Origin of the sequence: Chitinophaga hostae (assembly GCF_018224885.1) — a bacterium.
Classification (GTDB): Bacteria; Bacteroidota; Bacteroidia; order Chitinophagales; family Chitinophagaceae; genus Chitinophaga; species Chitinophaga hostae.
Genome location: NZ_JAGTXB010000024.1, coordinates 96,732 through 122,314, shown reverse-complemented (window position 1 = coordinate 122,314; position 25,583 = coordinate 96,732). Strand labels below are relative to the sequence as shown.

General features: G+C 46.7%; 26 protein-coding genes. 11 read left to right on the top strand and 15 right to left on the bottom strand.

Annotated features, from left to right (window positions below; genetic code table 11):
* Nucleotides 1-48 precede the first annotated feature (48 nt).
* Nucleotides 49-2,106 (bottom strand): alpha-ketoacid dehydrogenase subunit alpha/beta, encoded by a 2,058-nt coding sequence (locus tag KE626_RS30615; protein WP_211976883.1) that lies wholly within the window; start codon nt 2,104-2,106, stop codon nt 49-51.
* Nucleotides 2,107-2,257: 151 nt separating this feature from the next.
* On the opposite strand from KE626_RS30615, the gene KE626_RS30610 reads away from it, so the two are divergent.
* A complete protein-coding gene (locus KE626_RS30610; RefSeq protein ID WP_211976882.1) occupies nt 2,258-2,692 on the top strand; it encodes a MarR family winged helix-turn-helix transcriptional regulator in 435 nt (144 codons plus the stop codon).
* Between the two features lie 209 nt (nt 2,693-2,901).
* Here KE626_RS30610 and KE626_RS30605 read toward each other — a convergent pair whose 3' ends face one another.
* The 4 genes from KE626_RS30605 to KE626_RS30590 all read right to left on the bottom strand — a co-directional run bounded on the left by KE626_RS30605 (nt 2,902) and on the right by KE626_RS30590 (nt 5,899).
* Nucleotides 2,902-3,513 carry a fumarylacetoacetate hydrolase family protein gene (locus KE626_RS30605; RefSeq protein ID WP_211976881.1) on the bottom strand — a complete coding sequence of 204 codons (612 nt, stop codon included), beginning with the start codon at nt 3,511-3,513 and terminating at the stop codon, nt 2,902-2,904.
* A gap of 57 nt (nt 3,514-3,570) precedes the next feature.
* Complete coding sequence (gene pth, locus KE626_RS30600) at nt 3,571-4,146, bottom strand: aminoacyl-tRNA hydrolase (protein ID WP_211976880.1); 576 nt, start codon at nt 4,144-4,146, stop codon at nt 3,571-3,573.
* A 156-nt stretch (nt 4,147-4,302) separates the two neighbouring features.
* The gene (locus KE626_RS30595; protein ID WP_211976879.1) at nt 4,303-4,893 is read right to left on the bottom strand and encodes a 50S ribosomal protein L25; all 591 of its coding nucleotides are present in this window, start codon (nt 4,891-4,893) and stop codon (nt 4,303-4,305) included.
* Between the two features lie 37 nt (nt 4,894-4,930).
* Nucleotides 4,931-5,899, bottom strand: coding sequence for a ribose-phosphate pyrophosphokinase (locus KE626_RS30590; RefSeq protein ID WP_211976878.1), 969 nt, complete (start codon nt 5,897-5,899; stop codon nt 4,931-4,933).
* Nucleotides 5,900-6,218: 319 nt separating this feature from the next.
* Here KE626_RS30590 and radC point away from each other — a divergent pair, with 319 nt between their 5' ends.
* Genes radC through KE626_RS30575 form a run of 3 tightly spaced genes read left to right on the top strand, consistent with a single transcriptional unit; the run spans nt 6,219 to nt 8,341 of the window.
* The gene (gene radC / locus KE626_RS30585; protein WP_211976877.1) at nt 6,219-6,926 is read left to right on the top strand and encodes a RadC family protein; all 708 of its coding nucleotides are present in this window, start codon (nt 6,219-6,221) and stop codon (nt 6,924-6,926) included.
* Between the two features lie 46 nt (nt 6,927-6,972).
* Nucleotides 6,973-7,959, top strand: a complete 987-nt coding sequence (locus KE626_RS30580; RefSeq protein ID WP_211976876.1) for a Gfo/Idh/MocA family protein — start codon at nt 6,973-6,975, stop codon at nt 7,957-7,959.
* Between the two features lie 55 nt (nt 7,960-8,014).
* The gene (locus KE626_RS30575) at nt 8,015-8,341 is read left to right on the top strand and encodes a hypothetical protein (protein ID WP_211976875.1); all 327 of its coding nucleotides are present in this window, start codon (nt 8,015-8,017) and stop codon (nt 8,339-8,341) included.
* A gap of 31 nt (nt 8,342-8,372) precedes the next feature.
* Here KE626_RS30575 and KE626_RS30570 read toward each other — a convergent pair whose 3' ends face one another.
* From KE626_RS30570 to KE626_RS30555, 4 genes are all read right to left on the bottom strand, one after another.
* Nucleotides 8,373-9,050: a 2-C-methyl-D-erythritol 4-phosphate cytidylyltransferase gene (locus KE626_RS30570; protein ID WP_211976874.1), complete on the bottom strand. Its 678-nt coding sequence runs from the start codon at nt 9,048-9,050 to the stop codon at nt 8,373-8,375.
* A 78-nt stretch (nt 9,051-9,128) separates the two neighbouring features.
* The gene (gene queA, locus KE626_RS30565; protein WP_211976873.1) at nt 9,129-10,178 is read right to left on the bottom strand and encodes a tRNA preQ1(34) S-adenosylmethionine ribosyltransferase-isomerase QueA; all 1,050 of its coding nucleotides are present in this window, start codon (nt 10,176-10,178) and stop codon (nt 9,129-9,131) included.
* 99 nt (nt 10,179-10,277) lie between these two features.
* Nucleotides 10,278-12,026, bottom strand: coding sequence for an ABC transporter ATP-binding protein (locus KE626_RS30560; RefSeq protein WP_211976872.1), 1,749 nt, complete (start codon nt 12,024-12,026; stop codon nt 10,278-10,280).
* A gap of 20 nt (nt 12,027-12,046) precedes the next feature.
* A complete protein-coding gene (locus tag KE626_RS30555; protein WP_211976871.1) occupies nt 12,047-12,817 on the bottom strand; it encodes an AMP nucleosidase in 771 nt (256 codons plus the stop codon).
* A gap of 125 nt (nt 12,818-12,942) precedes the next feature.
* Between KE626_RS30555 and KE626_RS30550 the strand changes: the two genes are divergently transcribed.
* Nucleotides 12,943-13,386: a type I restriction enzyme HsdR N-terminal domain-containing protein gene (locus KE626_RS30550; protein ID WP_211976870.1), complete on the top strand. Its 444-nt coding sequence runs from the start codon at nt 12,943-12,945 to the stop codon at nt 13,384-13,386.
* A gap of 259 nt (nt 13,387-13,645) precedes the next feature.
* Here KE626_RS30550 and KE626_RS30545 read toward each other — a convergent pair whose 3' ends face one another.
* From KE626_RS30545 to KE626_RS30530, 4 genes are all read right to left on the bottom strand, one after another.
* On the bottom strand, nt 13,646-15,064 hold the full coding sequence (locus tag KE626_RS30545; protein ID WP_211976869.1) for a Glu/Leu/Phe/Val family dehydrogenase: 1,419 nt from the start codon (nt 15,062-15,064) through the stop codon (nt 13,646-13,648).
* A gap of 38 nt (nt 15,065-15,102) precedes the next feature.
* Complete coding sequence (locus KE626_RS30540) at nt 15,103-15,342, bottom strand: CcmD family protein (protein ID WP_211976868.1); 240 nt, start codon at nt 15,340-15,342, stop codon at nt 15,103-15,105.
* Nucleotides 15,339-16,001, bottom strand: a complete 663-nt coding sequence (gene ccsA / locus KE626_RS30535; RefSeq protein WP_211976867.1) for a cytochrome c biogenesis protein CcsA — start codon at nt 15,999-16,001, stop codon at nt 15,339-15,341. Before ccsA ends, KE626_RS30540 begins: the two co-directional genes overlap by 4 nt.
* Before the next feature lie 145 nt (nt 16,002-16,146).
* Entirely contained in the window at nt 16,147-16,815 is a 669-nt protein-coding gene (locus KE626_RS30530; protein ID WP_211976866.1) for a heme exporter protein CcmB, read from the bottom strand.
* A 164-nt stretch (nt 16,816-16,979) separates the two neighbouring features.
* Between KE626_RS30530 and accC the strand changes: the two genes are divergently transcribed.
* Both accC and KE626_RS30520 read left to right on the top strand, forming a co-directional pair.
* Nucleotides 16,980-18,470 carry an acetyl-CoA carboxylase biotin carboxylase subunit gene (gene accC, locus KE626_RS30525; RefSeq protein WP_211976865.1) on the top strand — a complete coding sequence of 497 codons (1,491 nt, stop codon included), beginning with the start codon at nt 16,980-16,982 and terminating at the stop codon, nt 18,468-18,470.
* A 76-nt stretch (nt 18,471-18,546) separates the two neighbouring features.
* Nucleotides 18,547-19,032: a GtrA family protein gene (locus tag KE626_RS30520; RefSeq protein ID WP_211976864.1), complete on the top strand. Its 486-nt coding sequence runs from the start codon at nt 18,547-18,549 to the stop codon at nt 19,030-19,032.
* Here the strand turns inward: KE626_RS30520 and KE626_RS30515 are convergent, their stop codons facing one another.
* Nucleotides 19,033-19,605, bottom strand: a complete 573-nt coding sequence (locus KE626_RS30515) for a thymidine kinase (protein ID WP_211976863.1) — start codon at nt 19,603-19,605, stop codon at nt 19,033-19,035. It lies immediately after the preceding gene.
* A gap of 90 nt (nt 19,606-19,695) precedes the next feature.
* Here KE626_RS30515 and KE626_RS30510 point away from each other — a divergent pair, with 90 nt between their 5' ends.
* On the top strand, nt 19,696-20,814 hold the full coding sequence (locus KE626_RS30510; protein WP_211976862.1) for a hypothetical protein: 1,119 nt from the start codon (nt 19,696-19,698) through the stop codon (nt 20,812-20,814).
* Here KE626_RS30510 and KE626_RS30505 read toward each other — a convergent pair.
* On the bottom strand, nt 20,784-22,046 hold the full coding sequence (locus tag KE626_RS30505) for a 3-deoxy-D-manno-octulosonic acid transferase (protein ID WP_249207818.1): 1,263 nt from the start codon (nt 22,044-22,046) through the stop codon (nt 20,784-20,786). The genes KE626_RS30510 and KE626_RS30505 overlap by 31 nt on opposite strands.
* Before the next feature lie 109 nt (nt 22,047-22,155).
* Between KE626_RS30505 and KE626_RS30500 the strand changes: the two genes are divergently transcribed.
* Genes KE626_RS30500 through KE626_RS30490 form a run of 3 tightly spaced genes read left to right on the top strand, consistent with a single transcriptional unit; the run spans nt 22,156 to nt 25,566 of the window.
* A complete protein-coding gene (locus tag KE626_RS30500) occupies nt 22,156-23,295 on the top strand; it encodes a DegT/DnrJ/EryC1/StrS family aminotransferase (protein ID WP_211976861.1) in 1,140 nt (379 codons plus the stop codon).
* Nucleotides 23,292-24,605, top strand: a complete 1,314-nt coding sequence (locus KE626_RS30495) for a UDP-glucose dehydrogenase family protein (protein ID WP_211976860.1) — start codon at nt 23,292-23,294, stop codon at nt 24,603-24,605. Before KE626_RS30500 ends, KE626_RS30495 begins: the two co-directional genes overlap by 4 nt.
* A gap of 16 nt (nt 24,606-24,621) precedes the next feature.
* Nucleotides 24,622-25,566: a UDP-glucuronic acid decarboxylase family protein gene (locus KE626_RS30490; RefSeq protein WP_142685886.1), complete on the top strand. Its 945-nt coding sequence runs from the start codon at nt 24,622-24,624 to the stop codon at nt 25,564-25,566.
* The last annotated feature ends 17 nt before the right edge of the window (nt 25,567-25,583 follow it).

Below are 25,583 nucleotides of genomic sequence, written 5' to 3'. Positions count from 1 at the left end.
CGTTTTAACAAAATTGGAACAAACATGACAAGCTGGTCTTTGCTATTGCTAATAGCTGAGTAATTCTCTTATGGCTGCTTCCACTTTGGCGGGACCAGGCAGCATCGCTGCTTCCAGCCCGGTATTCAGCGGTACGGCAGGTAAGTCGAGCGCACCAACAGTAAACACGGGAGCATCCAAAAAACGGAAACATGCTTTCTGGATACGGCCTGCGAGCGCCTGCGCAAAAGAGTTGTTAAGTTGTTCTTCCGTGAGGATCAGGCATTTTCCATGTTTTTGTACCATATCAAAAACCAGCGCTTCGTCTAATGGAAACAGCGTACGCAGATCCACGATGGTAACATTCCCGGGAAAGGCTTTGGCAGCGGCCTTAGCCCAGTACACTCCCATGCCGTAGGTGATTACACATAATGCGTTTCCCTGTGCCACATCTTTAGGGTGTGCATGTTGTACCACATTACCTTTACCCATTGGCAATACATAATCGGCCGCAGGTTCCACCATCATGGCTTCCAGTGTGCCGGGTACTTTGCTCCAGTACAGTCCTTTATGTTCCAGCATCACCACCGGGTTAGGATCGAGAAAGGCAGCTTTCATCAGTCCTTTCATATCCGCTGCGTTGGAAGGGTACACTACCTTAATACCTTTGATGCTCAGCAGGGTAGATTCCACACTGCCGGAATGATAAGGTCCCCCGCCGCCATAGGCGCCGATAGGCACCCGGATCAATGTTTGCACCGGGTATTTGCCATTAGTTAAATAACAGGACTTCGATATCTCCGTTACCAGCTGGTTAAATCCGGGATAGATATAATCCGCAAACTGTACTTCTACAATAGGTTTTACGCCTGCGGCAGAAAGTCCCGCAGTGGCGCCTATAATATACGCTTCCTGTATAGCGGTGTTGTATACACGATGAGCGCCAAATTTATCGCCGAGTGTTGCCGCTTCCCGGAAAACGCCCCCCAGTCTGCGTCCTACGTCCTGTCCGAAAAATATGGCTTCAGGATATTGTTGCATGATTTCCTCTACCGCGTGTAAAGCGGCATCCACCATCACCACCTTTGTTTTACTGTCCGGTGTTCGTTGCCCGCTTTCGGTGGTAACCGCAACCGGGGCAAATATGTGCTCCTCCACGCTTTCAAGGGCGGGTTCCGGCGCCTGAACCGCTTTGTCAAAAGCAGTTTGTATATCGGTTACAGCAGTTTGCGCGATCTGGTCGAGTACTCCGGCAGCAACCCCATGTTTTTCCAGCAATGCGCGCAGTTTGGGAACCGGATCGTTGGCAGCGTGTTTTTCCAGGTCTTCCGCTGTACGGTACCATTCCTTACGTACCCCTGAGGTATGATGCCCCAGCAACGGCACGTTGGCTTGCACCAAAATAGGGCGGCGTTCCTGTCTTACATAACTGATGGCAGTTTCTATAGCGGCGTAACTGGCGGTGAAGTCACTGCCATCCACCCGCATGCGCTCCAGGCCTTTAAAGCCGGCTGCATACTCATAGGCGTCCATAGTGCGTACTTCTGCTGCGGTAGCGGAAATACCCCAGTCATTGTCCTGTACGAGGTAAATAATGGGTAGTTGCTTCAATACGGCAAATTGCAGGGCTTCGCTAACCTCTCCCTCCGTTACGCTGCCATCGCCGAGTGAGCAAACTACCACGGGGAGCTCTCCTCCAGGTCCTGTTTTCAGCAGGGTGGACTGTATCTGCTCCAGGTATTGTACTCCCTGGGCAATCCCGGTAGTAGGGATTACCTGCATGCCGGTGGCGCTGCTTTGATGCGGGATTTGCGGTTTATCTGCCTCCCGGCTGTTGGGATGACTGTAATAAGACCTGCCGGCAGAAAACGGATCATCTCCTTTAGCCAGTAATTGCAGCATCAGCTGATAGGGGGTAAAGCCCATGGCCAATAACATGCTTTCATCCCGGTAATAGGGACTCACAAAGTCCCATGGCCGTAATTGCAGTCCTGTGGCTATTTGTATGGCTTCATGCCCGCGGGAAGTGGAGTGAACGTATTTGCAGATGGCCCTGTTAGCTTCATAGGTAGCGGCCATACTGCCAGCCTCACACATCAGGCGCCAGGCGGTTAATAAATCAGCCATTTCGCCGCTGTTTCCCCCCTGGTCGGAGGCCGGCGCTTTTAAAGTTGAAACGCTTGTGCTATCTTTAAACACAATAAGACTGTTTTGGTGATGATGGTAATTTAAAAACAATAGTTGCCATAGCAACAGTTGCTAATGCAAATTAAATAATATGACTGATACTTTCGTCAGTAATCCATCTTTTTTTAAGTTGGATGCTACGCTCAAAAAATTACGCAACTATTGGCAAAAGATGTTTGATGCCCAGCAGAAGGACATTACAGTGGATCAATGGTTGTTAATCGAGAACCTTTATAAACATAAAAAAACCACCCATAACGAGCTGGCCCGTAATACCTCTAAGGATATTACCACCATTTCGCGGATTATAGAACTACTGGTGAAAAAAGGATTAGTGAAGCGGGAAGCTGATGTACAGGACCGCCGTAAAGTATACCTGCAGCTCACCCCGGCCGGTGTGGATAAATATAAAGATGTGCGGTCACTGGTGTATGATATGCGAAAAATTGGCTGGAAAACGCTGACCGAAACGGATTATGCGGAACTGACCAGGATACTGGATACGATTTATGCCAATATCCCATAACTTGTCTTAACCCGGGTTTTTTCTTGCCCAGGATTAACGGTGATTTTGATGATTCCAAGGATTTTTCCTTGTGATTATAATTTGATTTTAAAAGATTCGGGAAGATCTAAGCAAATTTATCCGCTTAGATCTTCCCGAATCTTTTAAAATCAAAAAAGAAAAAATCCTTGGAATCATCAAAATCACCGTTAATCCTGGGCAAGAAAAAACTACTTCACGGAAAATTCCAGCAGGCTGTCATTTTCAATAAACGCTTCAAATCCATCTCCGATTTCTGCAGGCCCAACACCAGCCGGGGTCCCCGTAAAAATGAGGTCGCCGATGTTGAGGGTAAAGAAACGGGAAATATAAGCTACCAGGAAGTCAAACGAAAACAGCAGGTCCTGGGTATTGCCAGACTGCGCCAGTTCTTTATTCTTATATAAGCAGAAGTTAATGTCTTTCTTATCCAGATCAGGGGCAATAGGTATAAAATTGCCCACCACAGCGGAGTTATCGAAGGCCTTGGCTATTTCCCAGGGCAATCCTTTTGCTTTTTGTTTATCCTGCAGGTCTCTTGCTGTAAAGTCAATACCCACAGACATATGGTCATAGTATTTATCTGCGAACTTTTCCTGTATATGCTTACCATTCTTGCTTACCCTCAATACCAATTCACATTCGTAATGCAGGTTGCTGGTAAATTCCGGGTAGTAAAAGGGATGACCATTCTGCAACAGTGCATTTTTGGGTTTCATAAACAATACCGGCTCAGCGGGCACTTCGTTCTTTAATTCTTTGGCATGGTCGGCATAGTTCCTGCCTACGCAAATAATTTTCATAATGCGTTTGATTTAAAAGATAAAAAAAACAGACGGGTATCAGCGCTCATATTCACATTACAACAGAAAAGTTAGCTTGTTGCATTCATTCATAGTACGGGCAATGCCAATACTCGCAAAATTCTCAATAATTTCTGTGCTTTTATTAATTTTTTCCTGCACTACGGGTTCCTCTGTATTTTTCCATTTGCTGAGCACAAATTCCACCTGCCGGCCTTTGGGATAGTTGTTACCCACGCCGAAACGCAAACGGGGATACTGGTTGGTGCCTAATGATTCCTGTATACTTTTCAGACCATTGTGCCCCGCGTCGCTGCCACCGGGCCGCAGCCGGATCACCTCCAGCGGAAGGGCGAGGTCGTCCAGGATCACTAGCAGGTTTTCCACCGGGATCTTTTCCTTATCCAGCCAGTATTTGATGGCCCGGCCGCTAAGGTTCATATAGGTAGTGGGTTTTATCACGATAAAGGTTTTCCCTTTCCACTTACATTCGGCCACGTCGGCCAGCCGGTCGTTATTGAAAGCAGCCTTATGTTTGGCAGCAAAAGCATCGGCCACATCAAACCCGATATTATGCCGGGTGTGTTTATATTCATCGCCGATATTGCCTAAACCTGCTATTAAATATTTCATTTGAGAAAATTACGAATTACGGATTACGGATTACGGATTTGTGAGAAGATAATTACGGAAAATCGTCCTGAAAATCCGTAATTGGTAATTTGTAATTCCAAACTAAAAAGCCCCTCTACAAGTAGAGAGGCCTTTTGGAAAAATATTTCTAAAAGATTATTTCTTTTTAGCGTCTTTTTCAGCAGTTGCTTCTTCCTGACGCAGCTGACGGGTCATTACCACAGAAGCGATAGGAATACGTGGAGAGTTGGTGATTTCAACACCTTCAATTTTCACGTCTTCAACACGAATGTTAGCATTCAGTTCCAGGTTATCGATGTTTACTTCGATATTTTCAACCAGGTGCTTAGGTAAAGCTTTTACTTTCAGCGCTTTCAGTTTGCTAACCAGTTTACCACCGGCTTTAACACCAACAGACTGACCAACCAGTTTGATAGGCAGGGTAACCGATACCTGTTTGTCTTCCACCAGCTCCATGAAATCGATGTGAGCCAGGGCATCAGTAACTACGTCAAACTGCAGATCTTTTAATACGCATCTGTAAGTTTTAGCGCCCAGTTTAACTTCTGCGATCTGGAATTCGGCAGTGTATACCAGGTTTTTGAATGCTTTTGCAGGAGCTGAAAAATTAACAGTTTCTGCACCCCCGTAAATAACGCAAGGCACTTTTTCCTCAGAACGGATCTGGCGGGTGGCTTTTTTGCCGAATTCGCTCCTGAGTTGTCCTTCGATGGTTATTGTTTTCATTGTTTAGACAATTTATATTGATTATTAAAATACGTTATCAATCTCCCCTGCGGTGGCTGTGGATAAACAGACTGGTAATTGATTTGTTTTCGTGCATATTACGGATGGCTACCGCAAAAAGCTCTGCAACTGAAACTACCTTGATCTTTGATTCCGGCCCCTGTGGTTTGATAGGAATGGTATCACATACCACTATCTCTTCCAACACTGAGTTCTGGATGTTTTCGTACGCATTGCCGCTGAATACGGGATGGGTACAAAATGCACGTACGCTCCTGGCCCCTTTTTCTATTAATAAGTTAGCGGCTTTGGAAAGTGTGCCTGCAGTATCACAGATATCGTCAATGAGCACTATATCCCTGTTGGTTACATCTCCTATCACTACCATGGATGCTATTTCGTTGGCACGTTTACGATGTTTATCGCAAATAACCATCTCAGCATTAAAGTAGGACGCTACTTCACGCACCCTATTGGTGCTACCCACGTCAGGGGACGCAAAGGTAAGATTTTCTAGCTTTAAATTCTCTATATAAGGAATAAAAATAGCTGAGCTATCCAGATGGTCTACCGGGATATCGAAGAAGCCCTGGATCTGCGGAGCATGTAAGTCCATGGTTATCACCCTGTTAACACCCGCAGAAGTCAACAAATTGGCGATTAATTTAGAACCGATAGCCACACGGGGCTTATCTTTTCTGTCCTGGCGCGCATAGCCAAAATAGGGGATCACTGCTGTAATGTAGCCGGCGGAAGCCCGCTTGGCGGCGTCGACCATCAACAACAGTTCCAGCAGGTTATCTGATGGCGCACTGGTTCCCTGGATAAGGAAAACATAATCGCCACGGATACTTTCCAGGAAAACGGGCTGGATTTCGCCATCGCTGAATTTCTGGATTTTTACTTTGCCAAGACCGCCATTAAGACCCTTGCCAAACTTCTTGGCAATTTTCTCGGCCAGTGCCGGATTGCTGTTGCCTGTGAAAATTTTTACTGAAGGTTGCATACTAGATACTAGTGGAAAAGAGGTTGCAAAACTATGATTTTTGGGAGTACCTGCCTGATTTTTTTTAAAACACAGGTCATATAGTTATTTTACAATAACTATAATTCACAATGTATCAAACTATTCGGAAAGGTATCGCGTCCCGAAAAATTCTCATAACGATCGGTACCCAATATACAGAAAGAATTACGGATTACGAATTACGAATTACGGATTAGCAGATAAAACGCGCAGCCAGGCTTCAGTTATATCTACCTGCTAATCCGTAATTCGTAATCCGTAATTCTTTCTTTATATTTGGATAAATGGAATTTAAGTCATGTTTGTTAACGTTAAACCAGCTCCCCGCCTGGCCATTCACCAATGGCCCGAAAATGAAAGACCCAGAGAAAAACTAGTCAATATTGGTGCGGCTGCGCTCAGCGATGCCGAACTGCTGGCCATTTTACTCCATACCGGGCATAAGAAGAAATCAGCCATCGAGCTCGCTACAGAAATCCTGCGCCTTGCTCACAATAACCTGTCAGAGCTCGGGAAGGTAAACGTACAACAACTGCAAAAACTCGATGGTATGGGCGCCGCCAAGGCTGTCACCGTTTTAGCCGCCATGGAACTGGCCCGCAGGCGACAGGCAGGGTCCATTCATAAAAAAACAATTATCAGCAGCGGCGCAGATGCCGCCCTGTTTTTCAAACCCCTGCTGGCTGATCAGTGCTTTGAAACATTTTATGTGATGTTCCTCAACCACGCCAATAAAGTACTCCGTTACCGCTGCATCAGCAGCGGGGGCATCACCAGCACCGTAGTGGATCCCCGCATAATTTTCCGGGAAGCACTCGATGCCAATGCCACCAAACTGCTACTCTGCCATAACCACCCTTCCGGCAGTCTCCGCCCCAGCCAGGCAGATATCCGCATTACGCATAAAATAAAAGAGGTAGGACGCCTCTTTGATATTGACGTATTGGACCATATCATTGTTTCCGAAACGGGCTATTGCAGCCTCGCGGAAGAAGGGATGATATGAGATGATGATATTTGTTTACTTTCGCACATATTTATTCATTTTCCATATGCTCAAAATAGGACTCTTCGGCGTAGGACATTTAGGTAAAATACACCTCTCTCAACTGGCCACCATGAAAGACGTAGAGGTAGTGGGCTTCTACGATCCGAACAACGCAAATGCCGCCAGCATTTCCGAGCAATATAATATTCCGCGTTTCACCATAGCGGAAGAACTGATACAGATAGTAGATGCCATCGATATTGTGGCCCCTACCACCCTGCATTTCAAATTATGTGAACTAGCCATCCGGAATGGCAAACACATATTTGTGGAAAAACCCATGACCAACACCATGGATGAGGCCAAAACCCTGGTAAAACTGGTGGATGAAGCCAATATCAAATTCCAGGTAGGCCATGTGGAACGCTTCAACCCGGCCTTTCTCGCATTAAGAGGCTATGATCTGAAGCCCATGTTCATCGAAGTACACCGTCTGGCAGAATTCAATCCCCGTGGTACTGATGTAAGCGTGATCCTGGATCTCATGATCCATGATATCGATATTATACTCAGCATCGTAAAGTCGACTGTGAGCCGCATTTCCGCCAGTGGCGTAGCTGTAATGAGCGATACCCCGGATATTGCCAACGTACGCATAGAATTCCATAACGGCTGCGTAGCCAACCTTACTTCGAGCCGGATCTCCCTGAAAAAAATGCGCAAAATGCGCCTCTTCCAGAAAGATGCCTACATCGGCATCGACTTCCTGGATAAAAAAGCAGAAATCATTAAACTGAAAACACCGGAAGACGAAGGCCTGTTTACCCTCGATATCGAAACCAATAATGGTAAAAAAACCATCGCGATCGATAACCCGGAAATAAAACAATCCAACGCTATCCGCATGGAGCTGGAAATGTTCCGCGACAGCATCCTGCAAAACAAACCGGTAGCAGTAAACGCTATCGATGGCCTGCAGGCAATGGATGTAGCACATCAGATCCTTGCGAAAATAAATAAAGGCCTGTCCGAAACAGCCGCCGCAAAATAATCAGCATTGTAACAAAAGCCGCTGTCAGCACGTTTTCATACAACAACCGATAGTTATGAAAGGTATTCTTTTTGTACTGACAGCAGCTTTGTTACTTGCATCCTGTTTTAAAGACCCTCCGGTTGTTACCAGGGAAATGCGATATAAGGAAACACTTTGCAATGACCCCTGGGGCAAGGCGCTGACCACCAACAACGACACTGTAGCCACCTGGCTCACCAAACAAAGCATCAGGTTTGAACACGTCATCATTATAGGACAGATATTTTCGGGCGCAGGCAGTCATACCAACTGCGATACATTCACCAACCGGTTGATAACCGCAGATGTTTATTTTGCAGATACCGCAAAAGCATCGGCTGCAGGCTTTAAAAGCAGGTGAATAACGGTAACGTAACTACGTAGTTAGCAACCTATCCCCTGTCTTTCAACAACGCCTCAGCAATAGTGAGGTCCAGTGGTTTGGTAATTTTGATATTAGCCTCCTCTCCTGCCACCAGGTGCACGGGATGCCCCAGTCGCTCCACCACCGTTGCTTCATCCGTAAATAACGGATCATAAGGCAGCTCAAAGGCGGGCAGGATCAAATCAGAAAGGAATGTTTGCGGGGTCTGAATAATTTTGAAACGATCACGGTTCACCGCCGCATTGCTGCCGGCAGATATCTCCCTGATACTATCTTTTATATCAATCACAGGAATAGCGCTGCCATGGCTAAGTGCGGCTTCATAACAGGCACGGATCAACGTTGCAGACACCAACGGACGTACACCGTCATGCACAAACACCACCGCCGGTTCTTTTACCTGTTGCAAGCCGTTCTTTACCGAATGAAAACGGGTTTCCCCTCCTTTTACAATAGTAATGGCCGGCAGGGAATCAAATGCCTGCAATAAATGATTGGCAAACGTGAAATGAGCTTCCGGCAATACCAGTACAACTTCCATGTCCGGAAATGCTACGGCAAAAGCGGCTATCGTGTGGTATAGTATGGGCTTCCCGGACAGATCCAGGAACTGTTTTGGAACAGCGTTCTGCATCCGGGTACCGGAACCTCCGGCAACAATGATCGCTACTTTTTTATATTCCATATAAAAAAGAATTACGAATGATGAATTCCAAATTACGGGTGTGTAATTTGGAATTCATCATTCGTAATTCGTAATTTTTTAAACGATCAGCATGGCATCGCCATAGCTGAAGAAACGGTATTTTTCTTTGATCGCCTGCTGATAAGCTTCCATAATCAGATCATATCCTGCGAATGCACAGGTCATGATCAGTAAACTGGTCTTAGGCAGGTGGAAGTTAGTTACCAACGCATTTGGAATAGCAAATTCGTACGGCGGATGAATGAACGTGTTAGTCCATCCCTCAGCTGCTTTCAGGTGGTTTTGCGCTGTAACAGAAGATTCTACCGCACGTACTGAGGTGGTACCGATCGCACAGATCTTACGGTTCTCTTCCTTAGCCTTGTTCACCACTTTCACAGCGTGTTCTTCAATATGAAAATACTCCGCATCCATTTTGTGTTTGCTCAGGTCTTCTACCTCAATAGGACGGAAAGTACCTAAACCTGTGTGCAGCGTTACTTCTGCAAACTTAACACCTTTGATTTCCAAACGCTTGATCAACTCGCGGCTGAAGTGCAAACCTGCAGTAGGTGCAGCCACAGCGCCTTCGTACTTGGCATATACAGTCTGATAACGCTCTTTATCCTCATCTTCCGGCTTACGTTTAATATACTTAGGCAACGGAGTTTCACCCAGCTGATCCAGCACCTGTTTGAACTCCTCGTCGTTACCCTCAAATAAGAAACGGATAGTACGGCCTCTTGAAGTCGTGTTATCAATTACCTCTGCAACCAGCGTCTCATCATCGCCAAAATACAGTTTGTTGCCTACCCGGATCTTACGGGCCGGGTCAACAATTACATCCCATAAACGGTTTTGCTTGTTCAGCTCACGCAGCAGGAATACTTCAATTTTTGCTCCTGTTTTCTCTTTACGGCCATACAACCTGGCAGGAAATACCTTCGTATTGTTCACAATCATTACGTCCTTGTCATTGAAATAACCGAGGATGTCCTTGAATACTTTGTGCTCAATTTTACCGGTATTGCGATGTACCACCATTAAACGTGATTCATCTCTTGTCTTGGTTGGGTGCTGCGCGATCAGATTTAAAGGAAGATCGAATTTGAACTGTGATAGTTTCATATTACGGTATGAATAAATTTTTAGAGGTGCAAAGTTACCGATTATAATCTATAACATCAAAAAATGATATGAAAAGTATAATAATCAGATAATTATATATTATATTCCCTTAGGAATAGCCGCAATCAGCTGCTGTGTATAGGCATGTTGCGGATGATTGTACACCGCGTCTGCCGCCCCGGTTTCCACCATCTTACCTCGCTGCATCACCATAATCCGGTCGCTGATAAACCGCACTACCGAAAGATCATGGGAAATGAAGATACAGGTGAACCCCAGTTCTTCCCGCAAACGGATCAGCAAATTCAACACCTGTGCCTGTATGCTCACATCCAGCGCTGCCACGGATTCGTCGCAGATAATAAAGGAAGGCTCCACCGCCAGCGCGCGGGCGATAACAATCCGTTGACGCTGCCCACCCGAAAACTCGTGCGGATAGCGGTTATAATAGTCCGCCGGCAGGTTTACCTTCTCCAGTAATTCCAGCACTTTTCCCTTTTGCTGCCGCGCATTCCCATACAGCCCATGTACCTGCATAGGCTCCAGTATGGCCGCTCCTATGGTTTGCCTCGGATTCAACGACGCATACGGATCCTGGAAAATAAGTTGCATATCCTTACGCAATGCCCGCATACCGGCAGCGGATAAGCTTCGCAGCTCCTGCCCCCGGTAAAGGATACTTCCCCCGGTAGGCGGCACCAGTTGCAGTAACGACCGCCCCAGCGTGGTTTTACCACAGCCCGATTCGCCCACCAGGCCCAGGGTTTCCCCCGTCCGTACCTCAAAGCTCACATCATCTACAGCCTTCGACCATTGCAATACCTTGCCGGTAATGCTTCTTTTAACCGGGAACCAGGTTTTAAGTCCTGTAACTTCGAGCAAAGGCACCGCTGCAGCCAGTTGTTGTTCCCGTTGCCGTAAAACGGCCGCAGGAATCTCCAGCGATTGCACCAACTCCCCGATAACGCCGGCTTTTTCGTATATCTGTCCCTGTGAGTCGGTTTCCATAAAATCACGGATCACGGGCAATCTCACCAAACGCTTGTCCAGCGGAGGACGACAGGCCAGTAATCCTTTGGTATACGGATGTTGCGGTTGCCGGAACACGGCTTTCACCGGTCCTTCTTCCACAATATTTCCTTTATACATTACCACTACACGGGTAGCTATTTCAGCCACCACGCCCAGGTCGTGTGTAATAAAAATTACGCTCATATCCATTTGCTGCTGCAGCTCCCGGAGCAGTTCCAGGATAGCTTTCTGGACAGTAACATCCAGCGCGGTAGTGGGTTCATCGGCGATCAGCAGCCGGGGCTGGCAGGAAATGGCCATCGCAATCATAACGCGTTGCTTCTGGCCTCCGGAAAGTTCATGTGGATAACGATCCATGATAGCCGCAGGATCGGGGAGTTTCACTTTTTCAAAAAGGGCTGTCACCTGTTCCCGCGCAGCTTTGCGGGTACTACGGCGATGCAGTCGGATCGCTTCTGCTACCTGTTCTCCACAGGTATGCAGGGGGTTAAGCGCCGTCATCGGCTCCTGGAAAATCATGGCGATCTCGTTGCCCCGGTAACTGCGCATCACGTCGTCCGGCAACTGTAGCAGGTTTACCGGTGGCTCCCCTGCCGCCTCATAGAATATCTTTCCGCCGGAGATGACGCCGGGTAAATCTATCAGTCGCATGAGCGAGAGGGCGGTAACGGATTTTCCCGAACCGGATTCTCCTACTACACCCACTATTTCCCCCTTACCAATGGAAAGGGAAATCCGATTAACAGCTGTTGTTGTTGTTTGACCAGTCCGGAAGGCAACCTCCAGATCCTGTATCTCTACCCGCGTGGAAAGCATACCGGGAAGATACAACAATTCTAAAAACGCAGGTGCTTCACCGTTAGGTGACTATCGATCAGCTTCTGTAACGAATCAATACCAACCTTGAGATGACGCTCCACATATTTGGTGGTTACTTTCTTATCGCTTTCTTCCGTTTTAACACCTTCCGGTACCATGGGCTGATCAGATACCAGCAGCAATGCCCCTGTAGGGATCTTATTATAAAACCCAACAGAGAAAATAGTGGCTGTTTCCATATCTACTGCCATGGCCCTGATCTTTTCCAGGTATAGCTTAAACTCTGCATCATGCTCCCATACCCTGCGGTTGGTGGTGTAACAGGTGCCTGTCCAGTAATCGTAACCGGAATCACGGATGGTGGTGGAGATCGCCTTTTGCAAAGCAAATGCAGGCAGCGCAGGCACTTCCGGCGGGAAATAGTCATTGCTGGTACCCTCGCCCCGGATCGCCGCAATAGGAAGAATCAGGTCACCAATGTTGTTTTTCTTTTTCAGTCCGCCGCATTTTCCCAGGAACAATACTGCTTTGGGTGAGATGGCAGACAGCAGGTCCATTACGGTAGCCGCGCCCGGGCTCCCCATACCGAAGTTAATGATAGTGATATCGCCTGCAGTGGCGCATTGCATAGGTCTGCCCTGCCCAACGATGTCTACGTTGTTCCATTCGGCAAACATGGTCACATAATTACTGAAATTGGTGAGGAGGATGTGAGAACCGAACCCGGTCAGTTTCTCACCCGTGTAGCGGGGAAGCCAGTTAGCTACAATTTCTTCTTTTGTCTTCATAGCCTTTTGACAAGCAAATATAAGGTTTTGTTCGCTAAACGCAAGATTAACATCTGCTTTTACCGGTTCGCTTTTAGCTACCGGGATTAGACTATCTTCGTATTTGTATTAAAATCAATTGCACTTTGATTCCTATCAGCTTCCCCCCACCGGATTTTAAGATTACCAGAGAAGGCAGCAGAGAGCTGATCTTTGACCGCTACCGCAAAAAGTACGTGGTGCTTACGCCGGAGGAATGGGTAAGACAAAATTTCCTGAACTATCTCGTAAAAGTAATGCAATACCCGGCTTCACTGATTGGTATTGAAAAGGAAATATTCCTGGGAGAACTGAAGAAGCGATATGATATTGTGATCTACAATCGTGCGGCCCAACCCTGGATGCTGGTGGAGTGCAAGGAAATGAACGTCCCTCTCAGCGAACACACCATGCAACAGGTGATCCGGTACAATATGGTGATCCCGGCTACCTACCTGGTGATCACCAATGGCACCAACACTTTTTGCGGCAATTATATAGGCGCTGAGCAGAAATGGCGCTTTTTGCCGGCGTTGCCGGCATTTACCTGAGCGGATTGTCTTGCCCAGGATTAACAGTGATTATGATGATTTTCAGGATTTTTTTCTTGCGATTATAATCTGATTTTAAAAGATTCGGGAAGATCTAAGCGAATTTATCAGCTTTAGATCTTCCTGAATCTTTTAAAATCAAAAAAGAAAAAATCCTGAAAATCATCATAATCACTGTTAATCCTGGGCAAGACAATCCCACATAAAAAAGCCCCCGCCCAAGGCGGAGGCTTCTGCAAAAATTACCTATCGTTGTGCATCAAGGGAAAATACCCAGTTGCTCATAAGCAGCACCTACTTTGTTGATGGCAACCACGTAAGCGGCTGTACGCATATCGTGGATCTGCGGGTTCGCCATCATTACGTCGCGCACTTCATGGAGCGCAGCATGCATGGTTTCTTCCAGACCGGAGTAAACCAGGTCCACTTCATCTGCACCATGCGCGATGAATTTCCTTTCCTGATCGGATACTTTTTTCCCGGTCAGGTCTTCGATGGTTTGCAGGATATGAATGTTCATATTTTCATCAAAGCGCTTGCCCAAACGGCCATAACGCACGTGGCTCAGGTTCTTCAGCCATTCGAAATAAGAAACGGTTACACCACCGGCATTCAGGAACATATCCGGAACAACGATCACACCTTTCTTATTCAGGATTTCATCTGCTTCCGGTGTTAACGGACCGTTGGCAGCTTCCCCGATGATCTTCGCCTTTACGTTTGGCGCGTTGTGTTTATCGATTACATTTTCCAGTGCAGCGGGAATCAGGATTTCGCAATCCAGCTCCAGGCCGTCTGTATTTTTATTCAGGTTGCTGGCTCCCGGGAAGTTCACGATGGAACCGGTCGCTTTTTTGTGCATCAGTACTTCATCAGGATTCATACCCTGTTCGTTATAGATCGCACCATCCCACTCGATAAGGCAAATCACTTTTGCACCTGCTTCGTGGAAATATTTGGCAGCATGGTAACCCACGTTACCCATACCCTGCACTATTACGCGTTTACCTTCAATACCGGTGGTCAGCCCCAAACGGTCCATATCTTCCTTAATATTGCACAATTCGCGTAAACCGTAAAACACACCCAGTCCTGTGGCTTCCGTACGACCGCGTACACCGCCCTGTGATACCGGTTTACCGGTAACACAACCGTAACCGTCTATTTCTCCCGGGCGTAAGCTCATATAGGTATCGAGTATCCAGCTCATTTCTCTTTCACCGGTTCCGTAATCAGGAGCGGGAACATCGGTACCAGGGCCGATAAAGTTTTTCTTTACGAGTTCCGCGGTATAGCGACGGGTAATTGCTTCCAGCTGGAAGGGGGTATAGTTGCGGGGATTGATCTTCAATCCGCCTTTGGCACCGCCAAAAGGAACGTTTACAATAGCACATTTGTAGGTCATCAGGGATGCCAGCGCCATTACTTCGTCCTGGTTCACTTCATCGCTGAAGCGGATACCACCTTTACAGGGAAGTTTATGATGGGAATGTTGTACACGGTAAGCTTCAATTACCTGTACAGAATCGCCTATTCTTACCGGGAATTTAATCTGGTAAACGGCATTGCAGGCTTTGATCTGCTCCAGGATACCCTTGTCCCATTTGGTAAATGCAGCTGCTTTGTCGAAGCTTTTCTCCACACTCTGGAAAAAGCTATAATGCTGATCTTGCGACATAAATTATTGTTTTGGTATAACGATTAGATTGTATGCTATTATGGATTATTTTTCTCCCTTTCCTCCAGCTTACCGATCTTCCGGTCCAGTCTGATAAGAAATAACACAATTCCAATAAAAATGATCACTAAAACGCCAACGATCACATATATTTTATCATTGCTGCGGAAGAATTCATTGACAGGTCCTTTTTCAGTATTCTGCTGTTGTGCATTTGCCAGTACTGATATAAAGAGCAAGGCCAGTGTCAGGCAAAATGAAAACGCTTTGTTGATCATTTAAAAATATTTTTAAGCTGTAATTTCTTATAACGTACCACCAGTGAAAATATCCATACGCTGAGGAGCGTCCAGCCGATAAACGCGGGATATAATACCATTTTCATGGAGCCATCGGTATCTTTTGATGCAAAACCCGGCGTAGTGGCGCTTCCCGGATGCAGGGAATCCACCATGCGGGGAATGATATAGGTCAGTGGTATGAGTAAGGCAAATGCAAAAATGTTGAAAACTGCGGATATGCGTGCCCGTTTGTCGAGGTCGTGAACAGACATACGGAGTACCAGGTAAGCCATATAAATCAGGATGGCGATGGCTGTACACATCTGTTTAGGATCGTCTGTGAGCGTACCGCCCCAGGTATAGGTGGCCCAAAGTGTTCCCGTAGCAAATCCCAATACGCCAAAGAAGGTGCCTACTCCCGCAGCGCTGGCGGCAATTACATCTTTCTTTAAATCATATTTCGACAGATAAAGCAGGGAGTAGATGATCGATACGGTGAACATGGTATACATACATATCCACATCGGTACGTGAAAGAACAATCCGCGGGATGATTGTCCATTGGTTCCTATTATGGGTATTTTAACAGTGAACCCGGCGATAATTACATATAAAAGAAGCAGTATCGCTAATGCTTTCCACCAATGTCTGGCCATTTTTTAACAGCTATATTCGGGGGCAAACCTACACGTTTTAAACCTAATCACAAAGATTTTCGGGGATTTTAAGTTTATCCAACGGCAGTAAATCCCCGTTAAATATCCTTTACAGAAGTGAGCTTTTTGTTTGATATTTCTAATATCAGTCTTTCCACAAAAACGGGAAAAGTATCATTGTGAGGGCTATTACGAGGATATCCATTCCACCCAGGAGTAAAAACATTTTGGGCAGTTCCGGCTGGTATACCGTTACAAATGCCGACAGGGAGATATTAGCCAGCAGCATGAGCACCGGCATGATAAGCGGGAAACCCATTACTGCCATGAGAGCGGCGTTGTGATTGGCCTGGGCAGCGATGGCCGCCAGCATGGTAAATAGCAGCGACAGGCTTACGCCTCCCAGCAGCACCATACCTATAAAATAGAAAGGATTGATGATTGGATTCCCCAGGAAAGCGATGCTGCAAACGAGCGCAATAAGGCTCATCAGGGTCATCAGGATCACGTTATAGATCAGTTTGGCCGCAATAAAAACCCTTGGATTCACCAGTGAATAAAAATACAGCAGCCGGCCGCGGCTTTCCTGCATAAAGCTTTTGGCAACAGCATTTACCGCTACAAACAGCTGTATAACCCAGAAAAGGGCGTTCCATACCTTATCTTCCGGCCGTCCCATCATCAGGTTGATAACAAAAACGGTAGATACGATATAAAGTAATACCCCATAAAAGGCATATTGCTGGCGTAATTCCAGCGTAAGATCTTTTTTTACGAGGGTAAATGTCTGATGGATTGGATTATTTCCGGTCATGATCGCCGCAAAGATAGCAAAAAGGAGAAAGCAGAAAGCAGAAAGCAAAAAGCTGGCGGAGTGGATGATTTAGCGAATGAGCCATCCCTTTCATAGCTTTTTGCTTTCTGCTTTCCGCTTTCTGCTATCAAATAACTATATTAGCCCGTCCATAAAAAATAGTAATGAATAAAATTCTGGTTGCCAATCGTGGAGAAATAGCATTGCGTATTATGCGTTCTGCCCGTGAAATGGGAATAAAAACGGTAGCGGTATACTCCGAGGCTGATCGTACCATGCCATTTGTACAATATGCAGATGAAGCGGTTTGTATAGGTCCGGCCCCTTCGAATCAATCCTATTTATTGGGCGAAAAGATCATAGCGGTGGCAAAGGAAAAAGGAGCAGATGGTATTCATCCCGGTTATGGATTTTTGAGTGAAAATGCCCGTTTTGCTCAACAGGTAACAGATGCAGGCATTACTTTTATTGGTCCTTCCGCCGCTTCTATTGAAGTGATGGGTAGTAAACTGGCGGCCAAACAGGCGGCGCAAAAATTTGGGGTACCCATGGTCCCCGGCACGGAAACGCCGTTGCGCAGTGTGGAAGAAGCCCGCGAGGTAGTGCAGAAAACCGGTTTCCCCATTCTCATCAAAGCATCTGCAGGTGGTGGTGGTAAAGGTATGCGGGTAGTAAACAACCCGGAGGAACTGGATGAACAGATCAGGATGGCTAAAAGTGAAGCCCTGAGTGCATTTGGTGATGATGCCGTATTCATTGAAAAATATGTGGGATCACCCCGACATATAGAAATACAGGTGCTGGGCGACCACCATGGCAACTGCGTTTATTTATTTGAAAGAGAATGTTCGATACAGCGGCGCCACCAGAAACTGATCGAAGAAGCACCCTCGTCCTGTTTAACACCGGCCATCCGCACGGCCATGGGCCAATGTGCGGTAGATGTAGCGAAAGCCTGCAACTACTATGGCGCCGGTACGGTAGAGTTCCTGGTAGATGAGCACCTTAACTTCTACTTCCTGGAAATGAACACGCGGTTACAGGTGGAGCATCCGGTTACAGAACTGATTACCGGTCTGGATCTCGTAAAAGAGCAGATCAAAATAGCCAGGGGGGAACAATTGTCCTTTACCCAGGAAAGTCTTAAAATCAACGGCCACGCTATTGAATTACGTATTTGTGCTGAAGATCCTGCCAACAACTTCTTACCGGATACCGGTAAACTGGAGACCTACATCCGGCCGCAGGGTTATGGCGTAAGGGTAGACGACGGTTATGAACAGGGAATGGATATTCCGATTTATTATGATCCGATGATCGCCAAACTCATTGCCTGGGGCAGTAACCGGGAAGAAGCCAGGTTTCGCCTGATGCGTGCCATCGCAGAATACCAGGTAAAGGGCATCAGAACCACCCTTCCTTTTGGCCAGTGGGCTTTGCAACAACCTGCCTTTATTGAAGGAAATTTCGACACCAATTTTATCAGCAAATATTTTACACCGCAAGCCTTGCAAGCGGAATCTGCCGATGTGGATAAACTCGCTGCCATACTGGCTGCGTACGTATGGCAGCAAAACAATATAACTTTACAGGAAGCAGCTACCGGTAATTCCACCTCAACTTCCGCATGGAAAAAAAGGAATATGTTAAGGTAAGCCCAAACAGTTGTTAACTTTCATTAAAGTATTTCCGAAAAACGGGAAAACGTATAACTTTGCGCCAATTTTGATTATGTTACGCGACGCCATATTACAGATACTCAAATTCTTCTATCAGCCCTTTTCGAAGGTGATGCCCTGGCAAACCTTCCGCTATCTTGCGTGCGGGGGTGGTAATACGGCGCTGGACATATTCCTGTACTTTGTGTGCTACAATTTTGTGCTGCATCAGCAAATGGTTCACCTGGTCTTTTTTAACATGAGCGCGCATATCGCTGCCCTGTTCATGTCTATGGCTGTTACTTTCCCCACCGGCTTTCTGCTGAGTAAATATGTGGTATTCTCGGATTCCAACCTGCGGGGCCGTGTGCAACTGTTTCGTTACTTTGTACTGGTAGGCATCTGTATTATGCTGAACTATGTACTCATGAAGCTGTTTGTAGACCAGCTGCACTTTTATCCTACCATCGGAAAAATATGTACTACCGCACTGGTAGTTACTTTCAGCTATCTCACGCAAAAGAAATTCACCTTTAAAGTAAAACAACAACAGCTCTGATCAGGGAACCTGCTCATAGTAGCAATGCCTGCATCTAGGCTCATACAGGTCTTTTTCGCCGACCAACAATGTTTCTTTCGAAGCCGATTTACGATAGGAATAATTGGCAATATGGCCACACTTCACGCAGATCGCATGTAACTTGGTAATATAGTCTGCTTTCGCCAGCAGGAAAGGCATCTGCCCGAAAGGCTTGCCGGTAAAATCCATGTCCAGCCCGGCAATGATCACCCGCACCCCGCGCAATGCCAGCTGATCACATACATTCGGCAACTCGTCATCAAAAAACTGGGCCTCGTCAATCCCCACTACATCTACGTCCTGGGCCAGCAATAATATTTGCTGGGAGTTTTCTATCGTCGTGGAAATAATTCTATTTTCATCGTGCGATGTGATGCTATCTTCAGCATAACGGGTATCCATCGCAGGTTTGAATATTTCCACCTTTAAATTGGCGATGCGTACCCGTTTGAGCCGGCGGATCAGTTCTTCGGTTTTTCCCGAAAACATAGAGCCGCAAATTACTTCGATCCAGCCCCTCCGCCCTCCTGCAAGAGAAGGTTCAATAAACATATTATACTAATTTGATTATTAATTAATTAAAATATTCTAATTTTATGAAAATAAAATAATTTCCATCATTCACCCGTTAACAATTAAGGCATGGAAAAAATTAATGCATTAATTGAAAAACTTCAGGAATTAAAAAATTCCGGGGCAGACCTTTCGGCAATTTCGTATTATGCGCAATTGCTGCAGGCTGAGGTGTTACATGCACGTAATAAACTACATCAGCAACAGGTACAATCTTCCCAGAGCAATATTGCGGTAATAATGCCCGCACAATCACCGGTAACGGTAAGTATGCCGGCAAGTACCGCGGCGCAAACTACAACATTACCATCAAATAAACCGCCCGCGCCTCCGGCAACCGTGGAAGTAAAACCGGAAAATAAACCGGTGGAAGCAACGGTGGCCCCTACAGTGCAGCAGCACAGCCAACCGGCCGGCATGGATCCCCGGGAGACGCAGGAAGATATCAACACCCGCGCAGCAAGGTTCAACGGCAATACGACCAATAATAATTTTACTCCTTCGGAAGATATCAATACCCGGGCAGCCAAGGCAGCAGAGCATACCGCTCCATTGCCGGCAAACCAGGTATTGCCTCCAACTGCAACACCGGCGGCCAATAATCCCCCGGCTGTTGCCTATGAACCGGCGCCTGTTACGCCCCAGGAAACGATTCCGTTCATCGCAGCGGAAACACCGCCGGCAGCGGACCTTGTGCCGCCCAAACCGGAACCGGTAGTTACCGCACAGCCCATTCCTACGCTGGCAGCCAATCAGCCGTCGGCAGAGAAACACAGGCCAGCTACGCTTTTCGACGATATTCCTGCGTATAACAACGGTCATGCAAATGGTAACACCGGCGAACTCCGGAAAGACCTGAACGACCTGGTAGGCAATAATAACAATGCTACATCGCTGAACGACCGCCTCCGCCAACAACAGGTAGAAGTGGCCCAGAAGCTGGGAGATATGCCTATTAAGGATCTCCGCTCAGCCATTGGCATCAACGATAAATACCAGTTTATCCAGGAGCTGTTCAGGGGCGACCGGGATCTTTATGAACGTTCCATTAAAACCATCAACGAATGCGGTAACCTGCAGGAAGCAGACTACTGGATACAACGCGAAATAAAAATTATACAGGGCTGGCAAGACGACCATCACCTGGTACAGCACTTCTACGCTTTACTTAAGAAGCGTTTTTCCTGAATATAATGCACTACTTTCTGTGTGGCGCCGGTATTAGCCGCCACATAGTTTCTCGCTATGGTGGCTGTTTTATCATAAACATCCGTGTTGGCGAGCAGCATCTCCGTATAGGTATGCAGGTTACGGTAATTATGCACTACCAGGGCGCCTCCTGCCGCCACCAGTTCTACGGCTTCAAAATACTTTTCGAATACGGGTCCAATGATGACCGGCTTGCTGTACACTGCCGGCTCCAGGATATTGTGGATGCCCCCCTTTTCAAGCCCCCCACCTACGTAGGCAATAGTAGCATATCGGTACAGCGCTGTAAGCATCCCGATATTATCGATGATCAACACATCTGAACCTGCACCCGCACCCTGTTTCAGAGAGGAATAGGTTACCGCACCGGGAAAAAGTGCGCTGATGGCCCCGATATGTGCCTGGTGAATTTCGTGGGGTGCGATGATCAGTTTCACCTCTTTTTCTTCGTTTTCTTTCCACCAGTCGCTCAGCATCTTTTCATCGGACGGCCAGGTACTGCCGGCTACTACCAGTCTTACGCCTGCACCAAAAGCAGCTATTTCCTGCAATGCCGTTTGCTCCGATAACAGGGCCGACACCCGGTCGAAACGCGTATCCCCGCTAATGCTCGAGTTCTGCAGGCCAATTCCTTGCAGGAGCGCCAGGGAGGCCTCGTTTTGCACAAAAATATGTGTCAGCTGTTCTAAAAGCCGGCGGAACATACCACCATAACCCTTGAAAAACACCTGGTCGTTACGAAAGATCCCCGACACCAGCAGGGTGGGGATATTACGTGTATACAATGCCGTGAGGTAATGATACCAGAATTCATATTTTATAAAAATGGCCAATGCGGGCTGTACAATATCCAGGAATTCACGGGCATTGCGGCGGGTATCGAGGGGAAGATAGTATACATAATCTGCTCCCTTATAATCTTTCCGCACCTCATATCCGGAGGGAGAAAAAAATGTTAATAAAATTTTATAGGACGGCCAGGTGGTACGGATGGCTTCCAGCACGGGCCTGCCCTGTTCAAATTCGCCCAGGGAAGCGGCATGGATCCATATCACCGGTGTTTGGCCGATGCCATCCGCACGCATGCGTGATGCCCAGTGCTCTCTGCCTTTGAGCCAGCGCCGGGCCTTCGTTTTTCCTGCCAGCGCGGCCAGGCGGACCCCGGCATGGTATAATTGAAGCCCTGCATTATAAATTCCCGTTGCTATCATTCTCCTGCGTACTTTTACTTAATTTTCAGTTGAATGCAAAGATAATCCCCAGCCAATCCCAAAATTTGTAAATTTGCACACTTTAAACAAAATAAAAATATACGATCATATGGTTCCTATTCAGATGGTGGACTTGAAACGCCAGTATACGAAGATTAAATCACAGGTAGATGCAGCCATCGGGGAAGTGCTGGAAAACTCCGCCTTTATTAACGGCGGTGCGGTGCAAAAATTTGCCGGAGACTTACAAACGTACCTGGGATCCAAGCATGTGATACCCTGCGCCAATGGAACTGACGCCCTTCAAATTGCCATGATGGCGCTCGGACTGGAACCTGGTGATGAAGTAATTACTCCTTCTTTTACTTTTATAGCTACTGCAGAAGTAATTGCCCTGTTACATCTGAAACCGGTTTTTGTGGACGTAGATCCCCAAACCTATTGCCTGGATGTAGCAGCGATCGAAAAAGCCATCACGCCAAAAACCAAAGCGATCGTGCCCGTACATCTGTATGGTCATGTGGCGGATATGGAGCCATTGATGGCACTGGCAGCAAAACACAACCTGTATGTGATTGAAGACAATGCGCAGGCGATTGGTGCGGACTATACCTTTAAAGATGGTTCAAAAAAGAAGGCTGGCGCCATTGGACATATTGGCTGTACTTCATTTTTCCCTTCCAAAAACCTGGGCTGCTATGGTGATGGCGGCGCAATATTTACCAACGACGATGAGCTGGCAGCTAAACTCCGTATGGTGGCCAATCACGGCCAGTCGGCCCGCTACTATCACGATGTGGTAGGTTGCAATTCCCGCCTGGATTCTGTGCAGGCAGCGGTATTGAATATTAAGTTGCCATTACTCGACGAATACATTGCAGCGCGTCGTGCAGTAGCCGATGCATATGATGCGGCCTTTGCCGGTATCCCGCAGATTACAACGCCTTACCGTGCCCCCTATAGCTATCATGTGTTTCACCAATATACACTTCAACTGAACGGAGCCGATAGAAACGAATTGCAGCAGTACCTGTCAACAAAAGGAGTGCCTGCCATGATTTACTATCCTGTTCCCGGCCACCGCCAGAAAATGTTCGAGGACTTCGGCGGCGCCGCATATAATCTCCCAGTAACCGATAATCTCACCACTAAGGTGATTTCCTTGCCAATACACACTGAAATGGATCCCGATCAACTGGAACACATTATCCAGTCCGTTAAATCATTTTTAAACAATCCCCCAACATGAAGATTACAGTAGTAGGTACCGGTTACGTAGGACTCGTAACAGGTACCTGTTTTGCCGAAACAGGAAATGATGTCACCTGCGTAGACATTGATGCCAACAAAGTAAAAAAGCTGTCAGCGGGTCAGATCACCATTTATGAACCCGGGTTGGAAAAACTATTTGAACGTAACCTCAAGGAAGAGCGTTTGTTTTTTACTACCAGCCTGGAAGAAGGTATTAAGGATGCGGAAGTAATTTTCCTGGCATTACCTACTCCTCCGGGAGCAGACGGCGCAGCGGATCTCTCTTTTGTGTTGAATGTAGCCACACATTTGGGTAAGATCATGACTGACTACAAAGTGATTGTCGACAAAAGCACCGTACCTGTAGGCACCGCAGAAAAAGTAACGGCTGCTATTGCTGCTCATTGCACCACCCCGTTCGATGTTGTATCCAATCCCGAATTTCTACGGGAAGGAGTGGCGGTAGATGATTTTATGAAACCAGACAGAGTGGTAATTGGCACCATGTCTGAAAGGGCACGCAAAGTGATGGGCGAACTGTACGCCCCTTTTGTAAGGCAGGGTAACCCGATCCTTTTCATGGACGAAAAATCTGCAGAACTGACCAAGTATGCAGCCAATTCTTTCCTGGCGACCAAAATTTCGTTTATGAACGAAATAGCCGTGCTCTGTGAAAAACTCGGCGCCGATGTAGATATGGTGCGCAGAGGTATCGGCAGCGATGACCGTATCGGCAAACGCTTCCTTTTCCCGGGAATTGGCTACGGGGGAAGTTGTTTCCCGAAAGACGTGCAGGCATTGGTAAAATCCTCCGAAGATGCGGCGTACGATTTTAAAATACTGAATGCGGTCATGGATGTAAACGAGAAGCAGAAATTATTTTTATTACCGAAAATAAAAGGCTTCTTTAACGACGATCTGAAGGGTAAACACTTTGCCTTGTGGGGACTGGCATTTAAGCCGAACACAGATGATATCCGGGAAGCACCGGCGTTATATATTATAGAAGCCCTGCTTGCAGAAGGTGCTACTGTCAGCGTTTTTGACCCGGAAGCCATGAGTAACGTGAAACAGGTATTGGGGGATAAAATTATTTATGCTGAACATCAGTATAATTGCCTGGAAAATGCAGATGCATTGATCATTGCTACAGAATGGAGCGTGTTCAGAACACCCGATTTCAACAGAATTTCTTCCAGCTTAAAACACCGTGCTATTTTCGACGGCAGAAATCTTTTCGAAGTAACGCGTATGAAGGAACTGGGCTACCATTATGAAAGCGTGGGACGTATGCCTGCTATCCTCTAACACTTATACCTGATATATGGAAAAGAAAAGAATACTCATCGCCGGAGCTGCCGGGTTTCTCGGTTCTCACCTCTGCGACCGCTTTATAAAGGAAGGCTTCCATGTAATAGGCATGGACAATCTTCTTACCGGTAATATCAAAAACATCGAACATCTTTTTCCTCTACCGGAGTTTGAATATTACCACCACGATGTGACCAAGTTTGTACATGTTCCCGGAAAACTGGATTATATACTAAATTTCGCATCACCCGCCAGTCCGATCGATTACCTGAAAATGCCTATTCAAACACTGAAAGTAGGCTCTTTGGGTACACACAACCTGCTTGGACTGGCAAAAGAAAAAAAAGCGCGCATCCTGGTAGCTTCTACTTCCGAAGTATATGGTGATCCCAATGTGCATCCGCAACCGGAAGAATACTGGGGCAACGTAAACCCGGTGGGCCCAAGAGGAGTATATGATGAAGCGAAAAGGTTCCTCGAATCTATTACCATGGCTTATCACAACTTCCATGGTGTGGAAACCCGTATCATACGTATCTTCAATACTTATGGTCCGCGCATGCGACTGAATGATGGCCGCGCTTTGCCGGCATTTATGAGTCAGGCGCTGAATGGCCAGGACCTCACCGTATTTGGCGATGGCAGCCAAACACGTTCCTTCTGCTATGTGGATGATCTTGTGGAAGGCATCTACCGTTTATTGCTAAGTGATTATCATTTGCCCGTGAACATTGGAAATCCACAGGAAATTACCCTGAACCAGTTTGCGGAAGAAATCATTGCCTTAACAGGTTCTAAACAAAAAATTGTTTACCATCCGTTACCTAAAGATGATCCAAAGCAGCGGCAGCCGGATATCACCAAAGCCCGCACCCTGTTAGGATGGGAACCGAAAGTAGGCAGACAGGAAGGTTTAAAGATCACTTACGAGTACTTTAAAGAAGCCTTATTAAAATAAAACTAAATTATATTCTG